The sequence below is a fragment of the Amycolatopsis sp. WGS_07 genome, from assembly GCF_045278895.1.
GTDB lineage: Bacteria > Actinomycetota > Actinomycetes > Mycobacteriales > Pseudonocardiaceae > Amycolatopsis.
Genome location: NZ_CP136053.1, coordinates 9,054,815 through 9,077,652 on the forward strand (window position 1 = coordinate 9,054,815; position 22,838 = coordinate 9,077,652).

Here is a 22,838-nt window from a genome sequence, read left to right on the forward strand (position 1 = left end):
CAGGGCCGAGCGACTCCCTTCACCCCACCGCCACAACCGTCACACCACCCCCGCCGCACAAGGCCGAGCGACTCCCTTCACCCCACCGCACAAAGCCAAACAACCCCTCTCACTCCACCGCCACAACCATCACACCGCCCCCACCCCACCACCACACCGCCTCACAACACAACGCCAAGCAACCCCCTCACCCACCGCCGCAACCTCCACGCAACCTGACCGCACAAGGCCAAACAACCCCTCACCAACCCCCTACCGCGACCCCCGCCGCACGTGGTCCGCGATCGCAGCATCGTCCGTCGCGCCGTACATGTCGTCGATCAACTCCGCGAACGACTCCACCACCGCCGCGCGTTTCACCTTTCCGTTTGCCGTTCGCTCGCCTCGTGCAGGGTCCAGCGGGCGCGGCAGGACCCGGAAATCCTTCAACTGCTCCACCCGCGCCAGGTCCGCGTTCACCCGGTCCAGTTCCGCGCGCAAGCGTCCCGCCGACTCCGCGCCAGCGCTCGATTCGATCAGCACTGTGAGATATTTTCGCGCGTCCCCGACCACGATGGCTTCCTCGATCAGCAGGCTCTCCTTCAACCGGACTTCGATCGGCTGCGGATCGACGGTCTTCCCGCCCCGGGTGATGATCACGTCCTTCTTCCGCCCGATGAGCCGGATGTCCCCGTCCGCCGTGCGCTCCATGAGGTCTCCGGTGCGGAACCAGCCGTCCGCGAAGGCTGCCTCGGTTTCCGCCGGGTTCCGCCAGTAGCCGTCGAACAGCAGTGGGGCGCGGAGCAGCATTTCGCGGTCCTCCGCCAGTTTCACCTGGAAGCGCGGGTCCGGGAACTCCCGGCCGATCCGCCCCGGGCGCGGGAACGGCTGCCCGAACTGCCCGATCGGACAGCCGGCGGTCTCGGTGAGCCCGTAGTTCTCGCGGAGGTCGAGCCCCCAGATCTGCCACAGCGCCACGACGCTCTCCGGCATCGCCGCCGAAGCCGTCCACGCGACGCGGATCCGGTCCATGCCGAGAGTCGCCCGCAGCGGAAAGAAAACACCGCGGACCGCGGCGGTGTAAATAATTCTCAACCCCAAGGACGCGCGACGGCCGGACCAGCGTTTCTCAGCCATCCGGCGGCCGACGCGCATCGCGAACCGGTACACGCCGCGCCGGAGGATGTTCCAGGATTCGGCTCGCCCGATCAGTTCGGCGGCGAGTTTTTCGTAGAACCGGGGCGGCCAAAGGATCGCGGTCGGCCGGACCGCGCGCAGTACCTCGCCGTACTCCTCGATGCGGCAGAAGGTCACGACCAGCCGGGTGTGCAGCGGCGTGAAAACGAGCAACACTGCGGGCGCCACGTGGGCCAGCGGGAGAAAACCGACCACATCGTGCCGGGCGGTACGGCTCTCCGGGTACAAACCGATCACACTTTGGACCGCGTGCTGGATGGTGCGGTGTGAATGAATCACACCCTTGGGCACGCCGGTGGAGCCTGAGGTGTAAAAGAGCACCGCGGGGTCGTCGAGCGCGGTGGCCGCGATCAGCTCGGCGAAGCCGTCAGCGAACCCGTCGGCGGAGCCGTCGTCGGAGCCGTCCGCAGAGCCGTTGGCGAAGCCGTCAGCGGAGCCGTCGTCGAAGCCGTCCGCAGAGCCGTTGGCGAAGCCGTCGTCGAACCCATCAGCGAACCCGTCCGCAGAGCCGTCAGCGGAGTGCGTTCCGGCCGAACGCAGGTCGTCCCAGGTCGCGCCGGTGATCCTGGGCGGCAGGTCCGGCGGGGGCGCGTCGATTCCGGCGACGAGCCGCAGAGCGGGAGTGTTCGCGGCGATTTTCGCGACCTTCGCCAGCTCCGCAGCGGTCTCGCCGAGGAACGCGACCGCCTCGCTGTGCACGAGGATCTGCTCGATCTCCGCGGGCGAGTTGGTGGGATACACGCCGATCACGACGCCGCCGACGCTCTGCACCGCCAGCGCGGCAAACACCCATTCCGGACGCGCGCTGCTCATCACCGCGACGCGGTCGCCATGCCGAACGCCTTGCGCCACAAGGCCAAACGCCAGTTCACGCACCCGGTCGAGGTACGTCCGCCAGGTGACCGTACGCATGGTCCCGCCGCGCGAGTACCGCAGCGCGACGGCGTCGGGCTCGCGGGTCGCGCGGTCGAGCAGCAGTCCCGGCAGCGTCCGGTCCGGTTCGAACTCGGTCAGCTCCATGCTACGACCTCTCCTCCCGGGGCGAGCCTGGCTCCGGCGGCGTTCACGCGGCACGCTCGCCGAGATGGCGGAAGTCCCCTCGATACCACGTCACCGGTTTGCCCTCGCCGGTCCGCGCCTCGCGCACCCGGCCGATGAGGATCACGTGGTCGCCGCCGGGCACGGCCTGTTCCAGCTCGCAGCGCAGGACGGCCGCCGCGTCCGGCAGGAGCGGATGGCCCTGTTCGTCGAACTCGAAGGTCCCGTACGCGAATTTGTTCTCGCCTTTCGTCGCGAACCTCGTCGCCAGCTCCGCGTGTGAAGGAGTCACAACGTTCACCACGAACCGCTCGGCCGCGAGGAAAACCGGGAAACACGTCGCGCCCCGGTCGAGGCACACCAGGACGAGCGGCGGGTCGAGCGACAGCGACGCGAAGGAACTCGCGGTGAATCCGTGCAGCGTTCCGTCCGCGCCCCGGGTCGTCACGATCGTGACGCCGGAGGGAAACTGGACAGCGCCGAGCGGAAGACCGCCGGGTCGAGGTCGTGCGATACGTCAGCCATTCCATGCCTCCCGGGCAGCTCGTGCGGCAGGGTCGAGGAAAATCGTGCGCGCGCCGGCGGCCGTGACGCGGAGCTGCTCCTCGTCCGGCCATCCGGCGACCTCCTGGTGCAGGGCCAATTTCAACGCCGCGAACACCGCGGGCGGTTTCGCCGCCGCCGCGCGCGCATCCGCGGACGCAGCCGCCAGCAGTTCCCCCGGCGCCACCACTTCGTCGACGATGCCCAGTGCTTTCGCCTCGAACGCGTCGACCGGTTCTCCGCCAAGCAACAGCCGCCGGGCACCGCGATCGCCCGCGATCTCGCGGACCCGGGCGATCCCCTTCACCGCCGGCAACATCCCGTGGCCGACCTCGGGGAAAACGAACCGGGCTTCCGACGACGCGTACACGGCGTCGGCGAACAACGCCATTTCGATCCCGCCGCCGACGCACCATCCGTTCACCGCGCACACCAGCGGCCTGTGAAATTTTTCCAGTGCGCAGAGCAGCGCGTGAAAGAAGTCATCCGCTCGACCATCGACTCGGCCTCGTAGCCGACCGCTTCTTTCAGATCTCCGCCCGCGCAGAAGAACCGCGAACCCGCCCCGGTCAGCACGACCGCGGGAGCGTCCGGACCGCTGGCGAGGTCTTCGAGGGCGGTGGTCAGCTCGCGGATGAGCGCGTTGCTGAGCGCGTTCGCCGGCGGACGGTTCAGGGTCAAGACCACCACGCCGTCCGCATCGCCGGACACGGGGACAGCGCTGAGCGAGGCAGTGGTCATGTCGCCCTCGCTCAATTCGCCGGTACGCCGGAGGCGGAGGGGAACACCGGCGGACGCTTCTCCCGGAACGCTTGGCGCGCCTCGCGATAGTCGGCGCCGGCGAAGTCGAGGATCTCCAGCGCACCGGACAATTCGTGCTGGGGCATCGCATTCGTGAGCCACATATTGAGCGCACGTTTCGTGAACCGCAGCGCCTGCTGCGAACCCTGCGCGAGCTGACCAGCGACCTCCAGGGCGCGCGGCAGCACCTGTTCGCGGGGCACCGCCAGGCTCACCAGCCCGATCCGCTCCGCCTCCGCGCCGGTCAGTTTCTCCGACGTGAGCACGTAATACTTCGTCTTGGCCATCCCGACCAGCAGCGGCCAGATCAGCGTGGCATGGTCGCCCGCGGTCACGCCGACCTTCGTGTGTCCTTCGATCAGCACCGCGTCCTCGGCGGCGATACTGATGTCGGCGAGCAGCGCGGTCGACAGGCCGTAGCCGACGGCGGGACCGTTGATCGCGGAGATGATCGGCTTTTCGATCCGCAGCAGGGTCGAGACCCGGCGGCGCTCGGACTCCAGCATCGCGAGCGCCGCTTCCGGCGTCGGATCGGGTTCCCGGACGTCCATTCCGGCGCAGAAAGCGTCGCCCGCCCCGGTCACCACGACCGCGCGCGTCTCGTCGTCGCGCTCGACGTCGGCCCAGATCTGGCTCAGCTCTTCGAACATCGGCATCAGCAGCGCGTTGTACCGCTCCGGCCGGTTGATAGTGATTAACAGAACGCCGTCGGCCGGACGTTCGACGAGAACATTCCCGGTGCCGTGCTGGTAAAGCTCGCTCATCGGACTGCCTCCACGGTCTTGCCCTCGGACTGGAACCGGCGCAGCGCTTCCTCGTGCGCGGGACGCGCCGCCCGGATCCCGGCCAGCACGTCCTCGGCCGGGCGCACCACGTTGCGCGGGTGCTTGAAATGCGGGATCACGTACTTGCCGAACAGCTCGATCGAACGCATCAGCTGGTCGTGCGGCAGACTGTCCACTCGCAACACCAGCGCTTCCACGCCCATGTCCGCGTAGCGCTGGACGTGCTCGATGCAATGCTCCGGATCGCCGACCACGAAGCCCTGCGAACGCTCGAACAGGTACTCCTCGTCGTCGAAGTCGACGTCCTTGATCGCACCCATGTAGGCGTAGTCCTGTGAAAGTTTCGCAAGCCGGCCGTAGGCGTCGGTGGAGAGCTTGGACATTTCGAACAGCGGCCGGGCCTGCTCGCGAGCCAGCGCGGTTGTCTCGGCGCAGTGCATGCCGCCGCTGACCAGGACCATCTTGCGCGGCGTGATCGGGTACGGATGGGTGGTGGCGGCGAGCGTCTCGTCGTAGAGCTTCAGCATGTTCGCCACGAGGTCGTATCCGAGGTAGAAGCCGCCCACGATCGCGCCGATACCCATCGAAGCGGCGGTTTCGACGGAACTCGGGCTGCCTGCGGCAACGGAAATCGGCGGGTACGGCGCCTGCAGCGGCTTCGGCACCAGGCTGCGCGGCGGCACCTTGTAGTGCTCGCCCACGAAGGAGAACGGGTCATCGAGGAACGCCCGGCGGATCAGCTCGATTCCTTCCCGCCACTGGGCTTTGTTCTCGGTCGGGTCCACTTCGAACGCCCGCAGCGCGAGCGTCGTGTTGCCGCGGCCGGTACCGAGTTCGACCCGGCCGTTGGACAGGATGTCCTCGGTAGCGATCCGCTCAGCGACGCGCAGCGCGTGATTCATTCGCGTCGGCAGCAGCGTCACGAGGTGAATGAAGCGGATCCGGCTCGTGAGCGCCATCAGGTACGGATAGAGCACCTCCGGGGCGGACACCGTCGCCGTGCCGATGGCGACGTGCTGCTCCGAGCTTCCGAACGCGTCGAAGCCGACCTGTTCGGCGAGCAGCACTTCCTCGATCAGTTCCCGGTAGCGGTGCTCGTGGGTGAGCCCGACCGGGGTGTCCCCCTCCGACATGAGGATGAAGTCCATGATCGCCCCTTCCGGTCAATGTTATTGCTCGATAACATAGGACGGAGCCTGAGCGTGGTCAAGGCTCAGCTAACCCGGAAAAGCGTTACTTGCTACTAACTTCCCCCGGAGGAACGCGTGAGCGAACTGCGGATCGAGCACCTGACCTCGCCGGAAATCGCGGACGCGATCGCGGGCGGCAAGCGGACCGCGATCCTGCCGCTGGGCGCCACCGAACAGCACGGCGCGCACCTGCCGCTGTCGGTCGACAGCGAACACGCCGATCGGCTGGCCGTCCTCGTGGCGGAACGCCTCGGCGACGCGCTCGTACTGCCGACCGTGCGAATCGGCTGTTCCGCCCATCACCTCGGCTTCGCCGGAACCCTGTCCCTCCGGCCCGAGACCCTGGAATCGATCTGCTTCGACTGCTGCGAAAGCCTTGCCGCCCATGGCTTCCGCCGGGTGCTGATCTTCTCCGCGCACATCGGCAACTACCCGCTGCTGAGCGAGATCGAGCCCAAACTCGCCGCGCGAATGCCCGAGGACTTGGACGTAGTCGCCTTCGCCGATTCGACTGCCGTGCTCGACGCCTGGCGCACCGCCGCCGCAGATCTGGAGAGCCACATCGGCGGACACGCCGACCTCGCCGAGAGTTCGATCATGCTCGCCCTCCGGCCGGAAGCAGTGCGAAGCGACCGCGCCGCCGCCGGCCTGGCCGAGCCGATGAACGACGCCCTGCTGGCCCGGGTATTAACCGGCGGCGTCAAGGCGGTCGCGCCGAACGGCGTGCTCGGCAATCCGCGAGGCATGGCCTCCGACCTGGGCTTCGCCTGTCTCAGCGCGGTCGCGGACCGGCTCGCGGAGTACGCGGCGACACGTTACCGGACTCTCACCTAAACTCGGTCCATGACGAGTTCTCCGCGCTCCTCGCGCCGGCAGACGCTGATCAAGGTCGCCGGCGAGCTGTTCCACGAGCGCGCCTTCGACGCGGTCACCACCGAGATGATCGGCGCGAGGGCAGGCGTGACCGGTCCCGCGCTGTACCGGCACTTCCCGAGCAAACAGGCGCTGCTGATCGCCGTGCTCGAAGACCCGCTGAAGGACCTGCTGGCCAACGCGCGCGAGACCGCGGCGGAGGTGACCGACCCGCGCAAGGCGCTCGAGGCGATGATCGACTACCACGTCGAGCGCAGCCTCCAGAATGTGCCGTCCACGCTGGTGTTCCTGAAGAACGAGCACAACGTCCCGGAGGAGGAGCGGCACCGGATGCGCCGCATGATGCGCCTCTACGCCGAGGAGTGGAGCGCGCTGGTGGAGCGGCTGCGACCCGATCTGTCGGACGCGCAGAACCGGGTCCTGACACACGCCGTGTTCTCGATGATCAACTCCATCCCCCAGTTCAACAGCGGGCTGGATCCCGCAAGCGTCGCGACGACGATCCGCACGGCCGCGATCAACGCGCTGCTCGTCCCGCCAGACACGGTCTAGCTCAGCGCCGTGCTCACCTGAACCCCGAGTTCCCGGAACCCCAGCGCCCGAGCCACCCGGCGGGACGCGTCGTGCCGGGCCCGCCACTGCGGCAGCAGCCGGTTCGCCACGGCGTGCGCCACCGCCGCTCCGGCGACGGCTCGCGCCAGCCCGCGCCCACGCTGCTCCGGTGCGGTCAGCACCGACAGCTGGGCTATTTCCCCTGGCCAGCGCCGATAGCCCGCGGCGGCGATGACCTGCCTCCCGCGCCGCAGCACAGCGGCGGGTGAGGTGATCTCGGCGATGCCGGACTCATCGGCCTCCTCGGCGGGGACGGACGTCAGCAGGGCTTCCAGATCCGGATGACCGGGCGAAACCGTCTCGGTCGAATCGAGCCCGGCCGGGTCGCCGTCGAAGTAGGCCAACGTCGCCGGACCGAGTACCTCGACGATCGGCATGACCTGGCGCAACCGGTCCGGGTCGGTCCACTCCGCGGCCGAAATCCGGCCCGCCCCCAGCGCCTGCCAGCGCTTCGACGGCACCGTGACGACCACCGCCTCGCCCAGCGCGACCACACCCACCCAGCCCGGAGGCCCCAGCTTCGAGCCGGGAGACACCAGCACCCGCGCTTGCCCCGCACCGGGAAACGGCCCGTCGACGCCGGCCAAGGCGAGCCAGAGCTGCCGGACCCGGTCGAGCAAGTCGTCGCGCATCCCCCGATCATCCGCGCACCCCTGAACCCGCCGCGACCCCAGTCACATACAAATGTCAGACATTCGGTGTTAGGGTCGCCTTATGAACGATCTTCGAGCGCCGAACCGCGTGGCGAGCCTGGCCGCGCAACTCGTGGACACCCTCCGGGAGCAGATCGCGTCCGGCGAATGGCCGGTCGGGATGCGGATTCCGGCGGAGAACGACCTGGTCAAGCAGCTGGGCGTCGGGCGGACGACGGTGCGGGAGGCGCTCGGCGCGCTGGTGCATCTCGGACTGCTCGAAGCGCGCCGGGGCGACGGGACGTACGTACGAGCGTCGAGCGAGATGCAGTCCGTCCTGATGCGACGGGCCAACTCCTCGCGGCGCGACGACGTGCTCGAACTGCGGGCCGTACTGGAGGAGTACGCCTCGGGACTGGCCGCGGTCCGCCGCACCGACGACGACCTGGTCAGCCTGCGGCGGCTGCTCGACGAATCCGAAGCGCGGGACGACGCCGAGGCTGACGTCCGCTTCCACCAGGCCGTCGTGGAAGCGGGCCGGAATTCCCTGCTCACCGAGGTGTACGACGTCCTCAGCGCCTCCGTCGCCGAGCAGATCGGCGACACGCTCTGGCCTGAGGCGACCGCCGCCGAGCACACCCGGCTGCACCGCAGGCTGGTCGAGGCGATCGCCGCCAAGGACGAGGTCGGGGCCCGTTACTGCGCCGCCGAGATCGTGAAGCTCACGCAGGCCGGAACGGAACGGGAGAAGTGACCGCCGGGACCGAAGCCCCGGTTGTCCGGGGAAGACCAATCACCAAACCCGAGTGGTCGGCCGGGATGCTGCTCGCGATCCTCTTGGTGGCAGCCAATCTGCGCGCGACACTGACCGGCGTCGGCACGCTCTTGCCGGCGATCGAGCACGACACGGGCCTGCCGGCGTCGGCGGGCGGCGTGCTGAATACGTTGCCACTGCTCATGTTCGCGGTGACTTCGCCGCTCGTCGGCCGCATCTCGCACCGGATCGGCTCCACTCGCTTGCTCGTGCTTTCCCTTGCGGTGCTGGCGGCGGGCACGGTGGTCCGGTCGCTGCCGTCGATCGCCTGTCTTTTCGCCGGGACGGTGCTGCTGTCGGCCGCGATCGCCGTGGGGAATGTCTTGCTGCCCACGGTAATCCGCACGCACGTTCCCGCCTCGCGGGTGCACACCGTCAGCGCGCTCTACGTCACGGTCATGGGCGTGGTCGCCGCGGTGTCGTCCGGGATTTCCGTGCCACTGGCCGGAATCTTGCCCGGCGGCTGGCATTCGGCGCTGGCCTGGGCGGTGCTCGTCGCCGTGGCCGCGCTGGCCGGATGGCTGCCCCGGCTGCGCGGCTCGCGGCCAGACCACAGCCCGCAGACGCGCGGCGCACCCGCTCCGACCCCGTGGAAATCCTGGCTGGCTTGGCAGGTTTCCCTGTTCATGGGCCTGCAATCGCTTGCCTTCTACACCGCGGTCGCCTGGCTGCCCAGCATCCTCAGCGGGCAGGGCATGAGCACCGCGGCGGCCGGCTGGATGCTGTTCTACTACCAGCTCGTCGCGCTGGCCACCGGCATGGTGCTGCCGCTGCTCACCCGAGGCCGGGCTGACCAGCGTTTTCCCGCCGCGGCGGCATCGGCGGTCATTGCCGCCGGGTTCGCGATTCTGCTGCTGGCACCGGGCATCGCGATCGTCGGGTGCACACTGCTCGGGCTCGGCACCGGGGTGTGCCTCGTGCTCGCGCTCAGCTTCCAAAGCCAGCGCGCGACCGGCCCCGGCGAAACCACCGCGCTGGCCGGGATGGCGCAGTCCATCGGCTACCTGGTCGCGGCCGCCGGACCGCTGCTGCTCGGCATCCTCCACGACGCCACCGGAAACTGGTCCGGCGCGCTGCTCGCGCTCATCGCGTTGAGCGTGGCGATGGCCTTCGCCGGGTACGGCGCCGGGCGCGACCGGCACGTCCGGGCTGGCGGCTGAGCGATGTCCGACACCGACCTGGTGGCCCGTCAGCTTCTCTTGCTGGCGCGGCTGGTCAAGCGTGCGGAATCGGCACCGGTCGAGCCGATGTGCTTGCGGCTGCTGACGATGCTCGCCGAGGAGGGCCCGTTCCGGGCCGGGGAAATCGCCACGACGCTGGGCGTGCACCCGTCGACGGTCAGCCGCCAGGTCGCCGGGCTGGTCCGGGCCGGGCTGGTCGAGCGCCGCGCCGATCCCGAGGACGGCCGCGCCTGCCCGCTCGTCGTGACTGCCGCGGGCCGCCGGATCCTCGACGCCGAGCGCCAGCGCCAGGCCGCGCAGTTCGGCGCCGCCCTCGCCGGATGGTCTCCGGAGGCCCGGGCCCGGTTCGCCGACCTGCTCGGCTCCTTCGTCAACGATCTCCAACGGGGCTGACTCTTCCCCTCGATGTTATTGATCGATAACATCATCTGAGTAGGTCTACCAGCTCACCGCATCCTCAGAGGTTATTATTCAGTAACTTGGAGGTTCGAGAAATGCTCACTCCACCAGACGCCGCGGACGTGCGCGCGGCCGTGTCCGCACTTGAGGAAGGCCGCATGGTCGTGGTGGTCGACGACGACGATCGGGAGAACGAGGGCGACCTCGTGCTTCCGGCCGACAGCGTCACCGCCGATCAGCTGGCCTTCCTCGTCGCGCACACCACCGGGATCGTGTGCGCGCCGATGACCGCGGAACGCGCCGACATCCTCGGGCTTCCGCCGATGGTCGCGGACAATCAGGATTCACACGGCACGGCGTTCACCGTGTCCGTCGATCACAAGGACGCGGGCACCGGGGTCTCCGCGACGGCACGCGCGCACACCTGCCGCGCGCTCGCCGACCCGGCCACGCCGCCCGAACGTCTTCGCCGACCGGGCCACATCTTTCCGTTGCGCGCGAAGGACGGCGGTGTGCTCGTCCGCGCCGGGCACACCGAAGCGGCCGTCGATCTGCTGCGGCTGGCCGGTCGCGAGCCAGTCGGGGTCATCAGCGAATTGATCGGCCCGGACGGCGAAATGCTCCGCGGCCCGGCCGTGCGGAAATTCGCCGCCGAACACGGTTTGCCCGTTCTCGCCATCGCCGACCTGATCCGTTATCGCCAGACCACCGAGCGACTGGTCGAACCCGTCGCGACCGCCGCGATGCCGACCGCCTTCGGCGACTTCCGCGCCGTCGCTTACCGATCGAAGCTGGACGGTGTCGAACATCTCGCCCTGGCAATGGGCGACGTCGCCGCCGCCGGCCGTTCCGAGCGGGGCGCGCTGGTGCGGGTGCACAGCGAATGCCTCACCGGCGACATCCTCGGTTCGCTGCGCTGCGACTGCGGCACCCAGCTCGAACAAGCGATGCGCGCGGTGGCCGACGAGGGCTGCGGGGTCATCGTCTACCTGCGCGGCCACGAGGGGCGCGGGATCGGGCTCGCCCCGAAGATCCAGGCTTATGCGCTGCAGGAATCCGGCCTCGACACCGTCGACGCCAACGTCGTGCAGGGCCTGCCCGTGGATTCCCGTTCCTACGGTTCCGGCGCCCAGATCCTCGAACACCTCGGCGTCCGGCGGCTGCGGCTCATCACCAACAACCCGGCGAAATGCCTCGGGCTCGCCGAATACGGGCTCGAGGTGAGCGAGCGGATCGCGCTGCGCCCGGTCGAAACTCCGCAGAACCTCCGTTACCTCCGGACGAAACAGGACCGGATGGGACACCGCTTCGGAGAACCGGCCGATCCCGCCCTGGAGCGGAAAAGCTCCTGACCGCCCCCTCCCGGAAATTGCGGCGGGCGGGCGCGCGCCGCGGCGGGACATTTCTCCGCCGCCGACCAGCCACAGTGGACTCCTGTTATGGTTTGCGGAGACCACGTCCCGTTTCCAGGAGGAATCACCGCGATGGCACAGAAAGTCCTCGTCGAGATGATCGACGACCTCGACGGCTCCGAAGCCGGGCAGACCGTCCCCTTCGGACTCGACGGAGTCCAGTACGAAATCGACCTGTCCGACGAAAACGCCGCCGCCCTCCGCGAGCAGCTCGCGGATTTCATCGCCTCCGCCCGCCGGACCGGCGGACGCAAGACGACCGTGCGGAACTCGGCCGCGCCGACCGCCGAGGAACGCGAACGCTCCAAGGCCATCCGCACCTGGGCCATCGACAACAACTGGGCCATCGCCGAACGCGGCCGCATCCCGCGCGAGGTGGTCGCCGCGTACGAGGAAAGCCAGAAGGAGGAGGCGAAACCCCGCCGCAAGCGCACCGCGAAAAAGAGCGCCGGGAAATAGCCGCCCACCGGAAATGATCCCGGCGGTGCTCGCCGAGATCATTTCCGGGAAGCTCCGCCGCCGGGGTTTGGGTGGCGAGTCTCACGGGAGATCGTTTTCCGGACGCTTCGCCCGCCAGGGTTTCGGCGGCGGGTCTCGTGGAGATCGTTTCCGGAAGGTTCGCCCCGCCAGGGTTTCGGTGGCGAGTCTCGCGAAGATCATTTCCGGCAGCTTCGCCGCCCGGGTTTCGGCGGCCGCCAGCCGCCGCTCCCGCCGAGATCATTTCGAGGAAGCTCGCCCGGCGGGTTTTCGGCATCGGTGGCAGTTCCCGTCCGGACCGCTTCCGGAAAGCACGCCTGGCGGGGTTCCGGCACCAGCGGCCGCTCCCGCCCAGACCACTTCCAGGAACCTCGCCCGGCGGGATTTCGGCATCGGCGGTGGGTCTCGCCGAGACCACTCCCGGAAAGCACATCCACCGGGTTCCGGCACCAGCGGCGGCTCCCGCCCAGACTGCTCCTGGAAGGAAGGCCGCCGAGACCGCTCCCCGCCGGGTTCGGCCGTCTGTGCCGGATCTCGGTTCGTGGCGAAGGGGCGAAACGTGGTGCCGGGAAGCCCGGGCCGTTTGCATACCGCGCGGGCGCCAGAACGGAATGTCCCGGCGGTTGCCCTCGCCAGTGGCGGGCATCACCGGCGGCGGTCTCCGGACAATCCGGAACGTGGTCCCGGGCCGGAGCGCTCGGCCCCCGCAGAACCCGGCAGCGGACCAGCTGGGCGGCCGCGGAGATCGCTCCGCGATAACCACGCCCTGCGCACCGCCCGCACCCGCTAGAGTTGCCGAAACTACTTCCATACCGGGGGGCTGCGATGGAGTTTCAGGACGTCGTGCGGCGCAGGCGCATGGTGCGCAAGTTCACCGACGAACCCGTGTCCGAGGAGAGCCTCCAGCGGATCATGCGCAACGCGCTGCGCGGACCGTCCGCCGGGTTTTCGCAAGGGCAGGCGTTCCTGGTGCTGCAGGGCGACGACGTGCGGCGGTTCGCCGACACCCTCGAATCCTGGACGCTGGGCGACGCCACCAAGGCCGCGCCGGTGATCGTGATCCCGTTCTCGGTGAAGGACGTTTACCTCGACCGCTACGCCCAGCCGGACAAGGGGTGGACCGACCGCAGCGAGGACCACTGGCCGGTGCCGTTCTGGTACATCGACACCGGCATGGCCGTCCTGCTGATCCTGCAGACGGTCGTGGACGAGGGCCTCGGCGCGGTGTACTTCGGCATCGGCGCGGAGGATTTCGACAAGGTGCGCACCGAATTCGGCGTGCCCGCCGACCACGAGCCGATCGGCGCGATCGCCATCGGCCACGCCGCCGACGCCAAGATCTCCGCCGGGGCCTCTCCGGCGACCCGCAAGCGGCGGCCGCTGGCCGAGACCGTCCACTTCGGACAGTGGTAGGCCAGGTGCCGGGATCGGCCGCGGCGGCGCAGGTTCGGTGAGCCAGCTGCGGTTGCCGAGCGGGACGGTGCCGTCAAGATCGGCTCGGCGGACTGTCGCTGGGCCATAGGTGCTGTACAGCGCCATCAGCGCGGCGGGGTGGAGACGGTGACTCGGCTGCGATGACGTCGAAGCTCCTCGGCGGACGGGGGTGCCGCCGGTCGGGTGGTGCGGCGAGAGCACTGCCGTCCAGAAGACGGTCGGACGGGCACCCTGAGGCGTTCGGCCGGGGTGCGTGGGCGATCGATGCCCGGCAACGGCGGACTCCGTTTCGCGGCCACAACGTCGCCGTGGTGTGCGCGATGCGACGAGCCGTGCGCCGGTAACGGCCGTGAATCGCTGCCGCGTCCGGCCGGTTCGCTGCTTGCCGGAGCGGTGCCGCGGTAATCGTCGCTGGCGCAGGCGGGGCTGCGAATATCCCGGCGGACTGGGGCAAGCGACGTCATTTTCATGTTTACCGCCGGTTTGCCTCCCCACCACCCCCATTGCACGGAATCCAGCCAACGCGAAAATAATTCGAAGAAACGGAAACGCCTCGAAACCTGGCGTGGCCGACAGAAAACCACGAGTAGCGGCTCAGTTCCGGCCGCCGGACACCCGGCATACCGGATCTCGCGGGGCGGAGCAGCCCGGCACCGGCCGAACAGCGCAACCGGGACCGCCGCCTGCCGCACCGTTCACTCTGATGACACAAAATCGGCGATTCCCCCGAAAGTGCCATCAATCCCGCGAAGCAGCACTTGCGCATTCCGGTTGAAGCACAATGTCACCGAAATCGGGACCAAGGAAACTAGACTGCCGTCCGACCCTGGACCCGAAGGGGCCGCGCGGTCGCGCGAAACCGCCTGCGCACAGCGATCTTCCGCCACTCTTCGGCGCCGCTAATTTCACCCCAGCGGAGCAGTTCGGCTGCGGCCAACCGGGGAATCCTGCTCCCGGAACCGGTGACATCCTGGTAACATCGCCCGGGCGGAGGATCGGTTTGCGGTAAACGCACGACGACGAACAGACTCAGGGGAATCGTTCGCCGGATGCGTCCCGGATCCGTGGAAAGATGCCACTGGATGTTGAAAAACAAATCGCATTCGCGGCATTAGTCCTCTTTGCCGACTTAATGTCTCCTTGCGTGGTCTAGACCTCAATCTTTGCCTGTGCTGCATTTGTCCACCACGACCCGCATCGAACAGGTCACGAAATTGTCAACACCGACGTCCGTAGGTTACGTCGGCGTTACATCCACCGATTATTAGAGATATGGATCTCACCGAGTACCCGACCGCCCGCCCCGGTCCGGCACCCGACACCGAAGAAGCATTTGCTCAGGTGATGGCCGATGTCACCGGGCAGGAAAACGTGTCGGCCGACAGCAACTTCTTCGCCGATCTCGGGGCCAACTCGCTCGTGCTGGCACAGTTCTGCGCACGGGTGCGCAAGCGTGCCGATCTTCCCGCCGTCTCCATCAAGGACATTTACCGGAATCCGACCATCGCCAGTCTCGTCTCCGCATTGGCCGAGACCGCGCCGGCCGCCGCCGAAGCGCCGGAGCCGGCACCGGAGCCCGCCCCCGCGGCGGCGCCGAAGCGGGCGAGCACACTCGAATACTTCGGCTGCGGGATCCTGCAGGTGCTGATCTTCCTGGCCTATTCCGTCCTGGTGGCCCAGGTGCTCGGCGCGGGCACCGACTGGATCATCGCCGGCACCGGCCTCGCCGACTACTACCTGCGCTCGGTCGGCTTCGGGGCGATCGTCCTGGTCGTGCTCTGCACGCTTCCGATCGCGCTGAAATGGATCATCGTCGGCCGGTGGAAACCGGGGAAATCCGGGTCTGGAGCCTCGGGTACGTCCGGTTCTGGGTGGTCAAAACGCTGGTCCAGCGGAACCTGCTCGTCCCGTTGTTCGTCGGCTCCCCGCTCTACTCGATGTACCTGCGCGCGCTCGGCGCGAAGATCGGCAAGGGCGTGACGATCTTTTCGCGGTACGTCCCGGTGTGCACCGATCTGCTCACCGTCGGGGAAGGCACGGTGATCTGCAAGGACACCTATTTCACCACCTACCGCGCACAGGACGGGGTGATCCGGACCGGGCCGGTCGCGATCGGCTCGCACGCCTACGTCGGCGAGATGTCCGTCATCGACATCGAGACCCGGATCGGCGACGACGCCCAGTTCGGGCACGCCTCGTCGCTGCACGCCGGGCAGGCGGTCCCGAACGGGGAAAGCTGGCACGGCGTGCCCGCGGTGCCCGCCGACGTGCGGTACCGGCGGGTCGAACCGCGGGCCTGCGGCAGTTTCCGCCGGGCGTTCTTCGTCGTGCGCCAGGCGCTGACCGTGCTCTTCCTCGGCGCCCCGCTGATGCTCGGGCTGCTCGGCCTCGCGGTGAACTTCCTGCCGAACCTCAGCCCGGCGATGGGGCTCGGCTCGGCGGAAATGGACTTCACCAACCCGGTGTTCTACGGGAAGGCCCTCGTCGTCTCGTTCATCCTGTACTTCGGCCTGCGGCTGACCGGTTTCCTGATCGTCAGCCTGCTGCCGCGGCTGCTCAACCTGGCGCTCAAACCCGGCGAGGTCTACCGCCTCTACACCCTCCGCTACACCGCGCACCGCGTCATCCGGGCGCTTGCCAACGTGCGGTTCTTCAAGACCCTGCTCGGCGACAGCTCGGCGATCGTGCACTACCTGCGCGCGATCGGCTGCCGGGTCTCCAAGGAAGAGCAGACCGGGTCCAACTTCGGGCTCGAGGAGAAGTACGAGAACCCGTTCCTGTTCGAGGCCGGTGCGGGCACGATGGTCGCCGACGGGCTGTCGGTGCTCAACGCCGAGTACACCAACACCTCGTTCCGGCTGTCCCGGGTGCGCGTCGGGGCGCGGAACTTCCTCGGCAACCACGTCGTCTACCCGGCCGGAGCCAGGACCGGGGACAACTGCCTGCTGGCCACGAAGGTCCTGGTCCCGCTCGACGGCCCGGTGCGCGAGGGCGTCGGGCTGCTCGGCTCCCCCAGCTTCGAGATCCCGCGCTCGGTGGAACGCGACAGCCAGTTCGACCATCCGAAGACCCCGGAGGAATTCCGGCGCAAGCTGGCCGCCAAGAACCGGCACAACGCGGTTTCCATGCTGCTGTATGCCGGTTCGCACTGGCTGTTCTTCTACGGATTGCTGCTGCTGACCTGGGCCTCGGACGTCTACTACCCGCACCTCGGCGCCCCGCTGTTCGCGCTCGACACGGTGCTCTTCCTGTCCTACGGCATCCTCTTCTTCATCGCGCTGGAACGGATCACCGTCCTGATCCAGCCGCTGCGCCCGGTGTCCTGCTCGATCTACGACCGGCGGTTCTGGCGGCAGGAACGGTTCTGGAAGGCGGCCGCGACCGCGACGATCATGCGTTCGCTCGACGGGACCCCGTTCAAGACCGCGGTGTGGCGGATGCAGGGCATCAAGGTCGGCAAGCGGTTGTTCGACGACGGCGCCGGGATCATCGAAAAGACGTTGGTGCGCATGGGAGACGACGTCACGCTCAACGTCGGGTCCGTCATCCAGTGCCATTCGCAGGAGGACGGCGGTTTCAAGATGGACCGCATCGACATCGGCAGCCGCTGCACGGTCGGCGTCGGGGCGCTGGTGCATTACGGCGTGACGATGGGCGAGGGTTCGACGCTCGCCCCGGACTCCTTCCTCATGAAGGGCACCGAGGTCCCGGACCACGAGCACTGGGGAGGCAACCCCGCGCACGAAATCCGGGCCGTCCGCCGTCAGCCGGCGGGGAAATCGTGACCGACCACCGACAACCACGGGAAGGACGACCCATGAGAACCGGACTGGGAGCGGGGCGCGAGCACTGGCGCGAGGTACTCACCGCCGGTGGCGCCACCAGCGTCCCGAGATGGACGCTCGACCCCGGCTCCGCCGTCGGCGACCACGAAACGCCGATTCCGCCGGGCGTCGCGGCCGCGCTGCGGCTGCTGGCCGAACAGCTGCGCGTACCGATGAGTTCAGTGCTGCTCGCCGCGCACGCCAAGGTGCTGTCCGCGCTGTCCGGCGAGGCCGACGTGTGCACCGGCTACGTCGCCGAGCCCGGCGGGAAGCCGCTGCCGTGCCGGCTGAGCACCGAATCCGCGACCTGGCGCGACCTCATCGAGCACACCGCGCGGATCGACGCGCAAACGCTCGCCTTCCGGGACTTCCCGGTCGACGAACTCCGCACCGAACTCGGCATCCTCGCGCCGCCGTTCGAAACGGTCTTCGACCCGACCGGCACCGCCGGGGACCTCGCCAGGGACACCGTCCTGCAGGTGGACGTCTCCCCGGGCTGGAGACGCTGCGGCTGCGCTTCCGGACCGGGGTGCTGGATTCCGAAAGCGCCGGACGCATCCTCGGCTACCACCTGAGCGCGCTCACGCTGATCCGCACCGACGTCAGCGCGCCGCACCGCGAGTCGACGCTGCTGTCGGCGGCGGAACTCAAACTGCAGCTGGAAGGGCTCGCCGGGCCGCACGTCGAACTGCCGGACCTGCGCTGCCACGAGCTGTTCCAGCGCAGCGTGGCCCGGCATCCGGACGCGGTCGCCGCCGTGCACGGCGACCGGCAGTGGACGTACCGGGAACTCAACGGGCGGGCCAACCGCCTGGCGAGGGCGCTCATCGCGCGCGGGCTGCGGCGCGAGGACGTCGTCGCGGTGGTGACCGAACGCAATCTGGACTGGATGGCCGCCGTGCTCGCCGTGTTCAAGGCGGGCGGCGTCTACCTGCCCATCGAGCCGCATTTCCCGACCGACCGCATCGCGACCACGCTGCGCCGGGCCGGCTGCGAACTGGTGCTGACCGAAATGGGCAGCACGACCACGTTGCGCAAGGCCGTCGAACTGCAGCCCGGCGTACGGACGTTGTTCGTCGACGCCGCGTACGAGGAGGACCACTCCGAAGACGACCTCGACATCGCCGTCGACGCCGGCCAGCTCGCCTACATCTACTTCACCTCGGGCTCCACGGGCGAGCCGAAGGGCGCGATGTGCGAGCACGCCGGGATGCTCAACCACCTCTACGCCAAGATCAACGACCTCGGCGTCACCGAGGGCTCCGTGGTGGCGCAGGTCGCGCCGCAATGCTTCGACATCTCGCTGTGGCAGCTGGTTTCCGCGCTCCTGGTCGGCGGGACCACGCTGCTGATCGAACAGGACGTGATCCTCGACGCCGACCGGTTCGTGGAAAAACTCGCCGAGGGCCGGGTCACCGTGGCGCAGGTCGTGCCCTCCTACCTCGAGGTCGTGCTGTCCGCGGTCGACAAGAACCCGGTCGCGCTGCCGGACCTGCGCTGCGTTTCGGTGACCGGCGAGGCGCTCAAGACCGAACTGGCCCAGCGCTGGTTCGCCACGATGCCGGACGTCAAGCTGGTCAACGCCTACGGCCTCACCGAAACCTCGGACGACACCAACCACGAGGTGATGGACCGCGCGCCGACGCGGGAGCGGGTGCCGCTCGGGCCGCCGGTGCAGAACGTGCGCGTGTACGTCGTCGACGAGCAGCTCGACCCGGTCCCGCTCGGCGCTCCCGGCGAGATCGTGTTCTCCGGGGTGTGCGTCGGCCGCGGCTACGTCAACGACCCGGAGCGCACCGCGCTCGCGTTCACCACCGACCCGCACCGGCCGGACGCCCGGCTCTACCGCAGCGGCGACCACGGCCGCTGGCTGCCCGAGGGCAAGCTGGAGTTCCTCGGCAGACGCGATTCGCAGGTCAAGATCCGCGGGTTCCGGATCGAGATCGGCGAAATCGAGAACACGCTGCTGCGGGTGCCCGGGGTGCGCGACGGCGCGGTGGTCGTCGCCGATCGCGGCGGGCAGGGCAAACGGCTGGTCGCGTTCTACTCCGGCCGCGAACCCCTCGATCCCGGCCTGATGCGGGAGCAGCTCGCCGCCGCGCTGCCCGAGTACATGCTGCCCTCGGCGTTCCACTGGCGGGAGCGGCTGCCGTTGACCGCCAACGGAAAGATCGACAAGAAGAACCTCGCCGTGCTGGCCGCCGAACTCGACGCGGCGGAGGACGACTACCGCGCACCCGCCACCGGCACCGAGCGGCGGCTCGCCGCGGCCTGGGCGGAGGTGCTCGGCGTCCGGCCCGGCCAGATCGGCAGGCTGGACCACTTCTTCGACCGCGGCGGCACCTCGCTGTCCGCGGTGAAACTGGCGATCGCGCTCAACCGCGCGGTCTCGATCAAGGACGTCGCCCGGCATCCGGTGCTCGCCGACCTGGCCGCGCTGCTCGACAGCCGGTCCGCGTCCTCCTGAGTTTCCCAGAGTTCCTGACCCTCGTGAGCCGCGGAAATCGAAAGGATTCCACGATGTCGTTGTCCAAATTCCTGCCCAAGACCTCTCCGCCGGACCTGGACGTCCGTCCAGGGCTGCCCGCGGTCGTGCGGGCCGACGCCGGAGGCGACCCGGCCGGCTGGGCGAGCACGCACCGGGAGGCGGTGCGAAGACTCGTCGCCGAATACGGCGCGGTGCTCGTCCGCGGTCTCGGGCTCGCCGAGCAGGCCGCGGTCGCGGCCGTGTTCGGGAGGCTGGCCGACCTGCTGATGACCGAGCGGGAGGCGTTCGCGCCCCGCACGGCGTATCCCGGCGGGGTGCACTCCTCGACGGAATGGCCGCCGAACCAGCCGATGTGCATGCACCACGAACTGAGCTACACCCTGGAATTCCCCGGCCTGATGCTGTTCGCCTGCGTCCGCCCGCCGTCCTCGGGCGGGGTCACCGGCGTCAGCGATTCCGCCGCCGTGCTAGCCGCCCTGCCCGGCGACCTGCGCGCGCGGTTCGAACGCGAGGGCTGGCTGCTCACCCGCAGCTTCAACGACGAGATCGGGGCGTCGGTCGCCGAAGCGTTCGGCACCGAGGACCGCTCGGCGATCGAGGACTACTGCCGCGCCAACCGGATCGAGTTCGAGTGGCAGCCCGACGGCGGCCTGCGCACCCAGCAGCGGCGCAGCGCGATCGTCGGGCATCCGGTCACCGGCCGGCGCTGCTGGTTCAACCAGATCGCCTTCCTCAACGAATGGACGATGGCACCCGAGGTGCACGAATACCTGGTCGACATCTACGGGGCCGAAGGGCTTCCGTTCAACACCCGCTTCGGCGACGGCGACCCGATCGGCGAGGACGTCGTGCAACTGCTGAACGAGGTGTACGAGGAGCACACCGTCCGCGAGCCATGGGAGGCGGGCGATCTCCTGCTGGTGGACAACGTCCGCGTCGCACACAGCCGGGATCCCTACGAGGGCCCGCGCGAGGTGCTCGTCGGGCTGGCCGACCCGGTACGACTGTCCGACTGCTCGCTCGCTTCCGAGGGGAAAACCCAGTGACCACGCTCTCTTCCACCGGCGCCGCCGAGTCCGCCGCGCCGGTCGCCGTGCCGCCGTTCGCGGTGATCTCCGGCGCACAGGTCCAGCAGGCGCTGGCCGGGCGCGAACGGGAGGTCGTCGACCTCGTCGAGACCGCCTACCGGGTGCACGGCTCCGGCGATTCGGTCAACCCGCCGTCCTATTTCCTGCGGTTCCCGGACCGTCCGGCCGACCGGATCATCGCCCTTCCCGCCTCCCTCGGCGGGAAGACGAACGTCGCGGGGCTGAAGTGGATCTCCAGCTTCCCCGGCAACGTCGCCGCCGGGATCCCGAGGGCCTCGGCGGTGCTGATCCTGAACGACCTCGCCACCGGTTATCCGTTCGCCTGCCTGGAAAGCTCCATCATCAGCGCGACCAGGACCGCGGCGTCGGCCGCGCTCGCCGCCGACTGGCTCAGCCGGACCAGGCAGCGGCCGCGGCGGGTCGGGTTCTTCGGGGTAGGCCTGATCGCCCGCTACATCCACACCTTCCTCGCCGGCACCGGCTGGGAGTTCGACGAGATCAACGTGCACGACCTGCACCCGGACAGCGCGGCCGGTTTCCGCGGCTACCTGGAAAACTCCGGGTTCAGCGGCGGCATCACCGTGCGCGAGACCGCCGAAAGCCTGATCCGCGAAAGCGATCTGGTGGTCTTCGCGACCATCGCCGGCGAACCGCACGTGCACGATCCCTCGTGGTTCGCGCACAACCCGCTGGTATTGCACGTTTCGTTGCGAGATCTGGCTCCCGAGGTCCTGCTCGCCTCGGCGAACATCGTCGACGACGTCGACCACTGCCTCAAAGCCAACACGTCGCCGCATCTGGTCGAACAGCGCACGGGGAGCCGGGATTTCCTGCTCGGCACGCTGGACGACGTCCTTTCCGGCCGGATCAGCCCGCCCGAGGGCCAGCCGCTGATCTTCTCCCCGTTCGGGCTCGGCGTCCTCGACCTCGCGGTCGGGGCCTTCGTCCACGAGAGAGTGTCCGAAGCCGGCGGACTGCACGTCATCGAGGACTTTTTCCACGAACTGCGCCGGTATGGCTGAGCGCCGTCCGCCACTGAGCTTTGTCTGAAGGGGAGATCACAGTGCCAGTCATCACCGTTCCCGAAGCCTTCAACGAGGAGGACCTGTACGTCGACCTCCGCTGGAGTTTCGGCTATTCGCTGTTCCTCAAATGCGAGGGGTTCAACTTCGCCGGCTCCATCAAGCTGAAGGCCGCCACCGAAATGGTCGACGCCGCCGAGCGCGACGGCCTGCTGCGGCCGGGCTCGATCATCGTCGAGTCCTCTTCGGGCAATCTCGGCGTCGCGCTGAGCATGATCGCGGCCAGCCGGGGGTACAAGTTCCTGTGCGTCACCGATTCGCGCTGCAACCTCGCGACGCGCCGCGCGATCGAGGCCCTCGGCAACGAGGTGCACATCATCACCGAACCCAGTCCCGAGGGCGGTCTCCTCGGGGCGCGCATCGACCACGTGCGCATGCTGTGCGCGTCCGACGACCGCTACGTGTGGCTCAACCAGTACACGAACCCGGACAACTGGGGCGCGCACTTCCACCGGACCGGCCCGGAGATCGCGGCCGCGTTCCCGAGCCTCGACGTGCTGTTCGTCGGAGCCGGCACCACCGGCACCCTGATGGGCTGCGCGCGGTTCTTCCGGCAGTGGCACCGGCCGGTGCGGATCGTCGCGATCGACAGCGTCGGCTCGGTGACCTTCGGCGGCCCCGCCGGCCGCCGGATGCTGCCGGGGCTGGGCACCAGCGTGCGCCCGGCGATCCTCGACGAGTCCTATGTGGACGACGTGGTCCTCGTCGAGGAGCCCGATTCGGTCCGGGCGTGCCACCGGCTGGCCCGCAACGGGTTCCTGTTCGGCGGCTCGACCGGAACGGTCGTCAGCGGGGCCACCAGCTGGCTGTCCGAGCACGACGCGCACCATCTGACCGCCGTGGCCGTCGCCCCGGACCTCGGCGAACGCTATCTCGACACGATCTACCAGACCAACTGGCTGCAGGGCATCTACGGGGAGGACGTGCTTTCGCCCCGGACCCGGCAGTCGGTCTGATCCGCACGGGCGGCGCGCCGGGCATCCCCCGGT

General features: G+C 68.9%; 22 protein-coding genes. 15 read left to right on the forward strand and 7 right to left on the reverse strand.

Annotated features, from left to right (window positions below; all coding sequences use genetic code 11):
* Positions 1-252: 252 nt before the first annotated feature.
* The 6 genes from RPX00_RS42535 to RPX00_RS42560 are packed head-to-tail and all read right to left on the reverse strand — an operon-like array spanning position 253 to position 5,491.
* On the reverse strand, positions 253-2,196 hold the full coding sequence (locus tag RPX00_RS42535) for an AMP-binding protein (protein ID WP_406634301.1): 1,944 nt from the start codon (positions 2,194-2,196) through the stop codon (positions 253-255).
* Between the two features lie 43 nt (positions 2,197-2,239).
* Positions 2,240-2,728, reverse strand: coding sequence for a flavin reductase family protein (locus RPX00_RS42540; protein WP_406643279.1), 489 nt, complete (start codon positions 2,726-2,728; stop codon positions 2,240-2,242).
* A gap of 3 nt (positions 2,729-2,731) precedes the next feature.
* Positions 2,732-3,181, reverse strand: a complete 450-nt coding sequence (locus RPX00_RS42545; RefSeq protein ID WP_406634303.1) for an enoyl-CoA hydratase/isomerase family protein — start codon at positions 3,179-3,181, stop codon at positions 2,732-2,734.
* Positions 3,178-3,498, reverse strand: a complete 321-nt coding sequence (locus tag RPX00_RS42550) for an enoyl-CoA hydratase-related protein (protein WP_406634305.1) — start codon at positions 3,496-3,498, stop codon at positions 3,178-3,180. The genes RPX00_RS42545 and RPX00_RS42550 overlap by 4 nt, the downstream gene beginning before the upstream one ends.
* Positions 3,499-3,509: 11 nt before the next feature.
* A complete protein-coding gene (locus tag RPX00_RS42555) occupies positions 3,510-4,322 on the reverse strand; it encodes an enoyl-CoA hydratase/isomerase family protein (RefSeq protein WP_406634306.1) in 813 nt (270 codons plus the stop codon).
* The gene (locus tag RPX00_RS42560) at positions 4,319-5,491 is read right to left on the reverse strand and encodes an LLM class flavin-dependent oxidoreductase (RefSeq protein ID WP_406634308.1); all 1,173 of its coding nucleotides are present in this window, start codon (positions 5,489-5,491) and stop codon (positions 4,319-4,321) included. Before RPX00_RS42560 ends, RPX00_RS42555 begins: the two co-directional genes overlap by 4 nt.
* Before the next feature lie 117 nt (positions 5,492-5,608).
* Between RPX00_RS42560 and RPX00_RS42565 the strand changes: the two genes are divergently transcribed.
* The gene (locus RPX00_RS42565; RefSeq protein ID WP_406634310.1) at positions 5,609-6,367 is read left to right on the forward strand and encodes a creatininase family protein; all 759 of its coding nucleotides are present in this window, start codon (positions 5,609-5,611) and stop codon (positions 6,365-6,367) included.
* 9 nt (positions 6,368-6,376) lie between these two features.
* Positions 6,377-6,958, forward strand: a complete 582-nt coding sequence (locus tag RPX00_RS42570) for a TetR/AcrR family transcriptional regulator (RefSeq protein ID WP_406634312.1) — start codon at positions 6,377-6,379, stop codon at positions 6,956-6,958.
* On the opposite strand, the gene RPX00_RS42575 is transcribed toward RPX00_RS42570, so the two are convergent.
* Positions 6,955-7,650, reverse strand: a complete 696-nt coding sequence (locus RPX00_RS42575; RefSeq protein WP_406634314.1) for a GNAT family N-acetyltransferase — start codon at positions 7,648-7,650, stop codon at positions 6,955-6,957. The two genes, RPX00_RS42570 and RPX00_RS42575, sit on opposite strands and share 4 nt — an antisense overlap.
* Positions 7,651-7,732: 82 nt before the next feature.
* Between RPX00_RS42575 and RPX00_RS42580 the strand changes: the two genes are divergently transcribed.
* The 13 genes from RPX00_RS42580 (at position 7,733) to sbnA (ending at position 22,805) form a co-directional block, all read left to right on the forward strand.
* Positions 7,733-8,404, forward strand: a complete 672-nt coding sequence (locus RPX00_RS42580; RefSeq protein WP_406634316.1) for a FadR/GntR family transcriptional regulator — start codon at positions 7,733-7,735, stop codon at positions 8,402-8,404.
* The gene (locus RPX00_RS42585; protein ID WP_406634318.1) at positions 8,401-9,624 is read left to right on the forward strand and encodes a CynX/NimT family MFS transporter; all 1,224 of its coding nucleotides are present in this window, start codon (positions 8,401-8,403) and stop codon (positions 9,622-9,624) included. Before RPX00_RS42580 ends, RPX00_RS42585 begins: the two co-directional genes overlap by 4 nt.
* Before the next feature lie 3 nt (positions 9,625-9,627).
* On the forward strand, positions 9,628-10,038 hold the full coding sequence (locus RPX00_RS42590) for a MarR family winged helix-turn-helix transcriptional regulator (RefSeq protein ID WP_406634320.1): 411 nt from the start codon (positions 9,628-9,630) through the stop codon (positions 10,036-10,038).
* 101 nt (positions 10,039-10,139) lie between these two features.
* On the forward strand, positions 10,140-11,396 hold the full coding sequence (locus RPX00_RS42595) for a bifunctional 3,4-dihydroxy-2-butanone-4-phosphate synthase/GTP cyclohydrolase II (RefSeq protein WP_406634322.1): 1,257 nt from the start codon (positions 10,140-10,142) through the stop codon (positions 11,394-11,396).
* Positions 11,397-11,528: 132 nt separating this feature from the next.
* Positions 11,529-11,915 carry an Lsr2 family protein gene (locus RPX00_RS42600; RefSeq protein ID WP_406634325.1) on the forward strand — a complete coding sequence of 129 codons (387 nt, stop codon included), beginning with the start codon at positions 11,529-11,531 and terminating at the stop codon, positions 11,913-11,915.
* A gap of 843 nt (positions 11,916-12,758) precedes the next feature.
* On the forward strand, positions 12,759-13,346 hold the full coding sequence (locus tag RPX00_RS42605; RefSeq protein WP_406634327.1) for a nitroreductase family protein: 588 nt from the start codon (positions 12,759-12,761) through the stop codon (positions 13,344-13,346).
* Positions 13,347-14,639: 1,293 nt separating this feature from the next.
* A complete protein-coding gene (locus tag RPX00_RS42610; RefSeq protein ID WP_406634329.1) occupies positions 14,640-15,347 on the forward strand; it encodes a phosphopantetheine-binding protein in 708 nt (235 codons plus the stop codon).
* Positions 15,239-17,152, forward strand: a complete 1,914-nt coding sequence (locus tag RPX00_RS42615; RefSeq protein WP_406643282.1) for a Pls/PosA family non-ribosomal peptide synthetase — start codon at positions 15,239-15,241, stop codon at positions 17,150-17,152. The genes RPX00_RS42610 and RPX00_RS42615 overlap by 109 nt, the downstream gene beginning before the upstream one ends.
* A gap of 32 nt (positions 17,153-17,184) precedes the next feature.
* Positions 17,185-17,766: a hypothetical protein gene (locus tag RPX00_RS42620; protein WP_406634331.1), complete on the forward strand. Its 582-nt coding sequence runs from the start codon at positions 17,185-17,187 to the stop codon at positions 17,764-17,766.
* Positions 17,721-19,658, forward strand: coding sequence for a non-ribosomal peptide synthetase (locus RPX00_RS42625; protein ID WP_406634333.1), 1,938 nt, complete (start codon positions 17,721-17,723; stop codon positions 19,656-19,658). Before RPX00_RS42620 ends, RPX00_RS42625 begins: the two co-directional genes overlap by 46 nt.
* A gap of 53 nt (positions 19,659-19,711) precedes the next feature.
* Positions 19,712-20,725 (forward strand): TauD/TfdA family dioxygenase, encoded by a 1,014-nt coding sequence (locus RPX00_RS42630; protein ID WP_406634336.1) that lies wholly within the window; start codon positions 19,712-19,714, stop codon positions 20,723-20,725.
* Positions 20,722-21,789, forward strand: coding sequence for a 2,3-diaminopropionate biosynthesis protein SbnB (sbnB, locus tag RPX00_RS42635; RefSeq protein ID WP_406634339.1), 1,068 nt, complete (start codon positions 20,722-20,724; stop codon positions 21,787-21,789). Before RPX00_RS42630 ends, sbnB begins: the two co-directional genes overlap by 4 nt.
* 41 nt (positions 21,790-21,830) lie before the next feature.
* The gene (gene sbnA / locus RPX00_RS42640; RefSeq protein ID WP_406634341.1) at positions 21,831-22,805 is read left to right on the forward strand and encodes a 2,3-diaminopropionate biosynthesis protein SbnA; all 975 of its coding nucleotides are present in this window, start codon (positions 21,831-21,833) and stop codon (positions 22,803-22,805) included.
* Positions 22,806-22,838 lie beyond the last annotated feature (33 nt).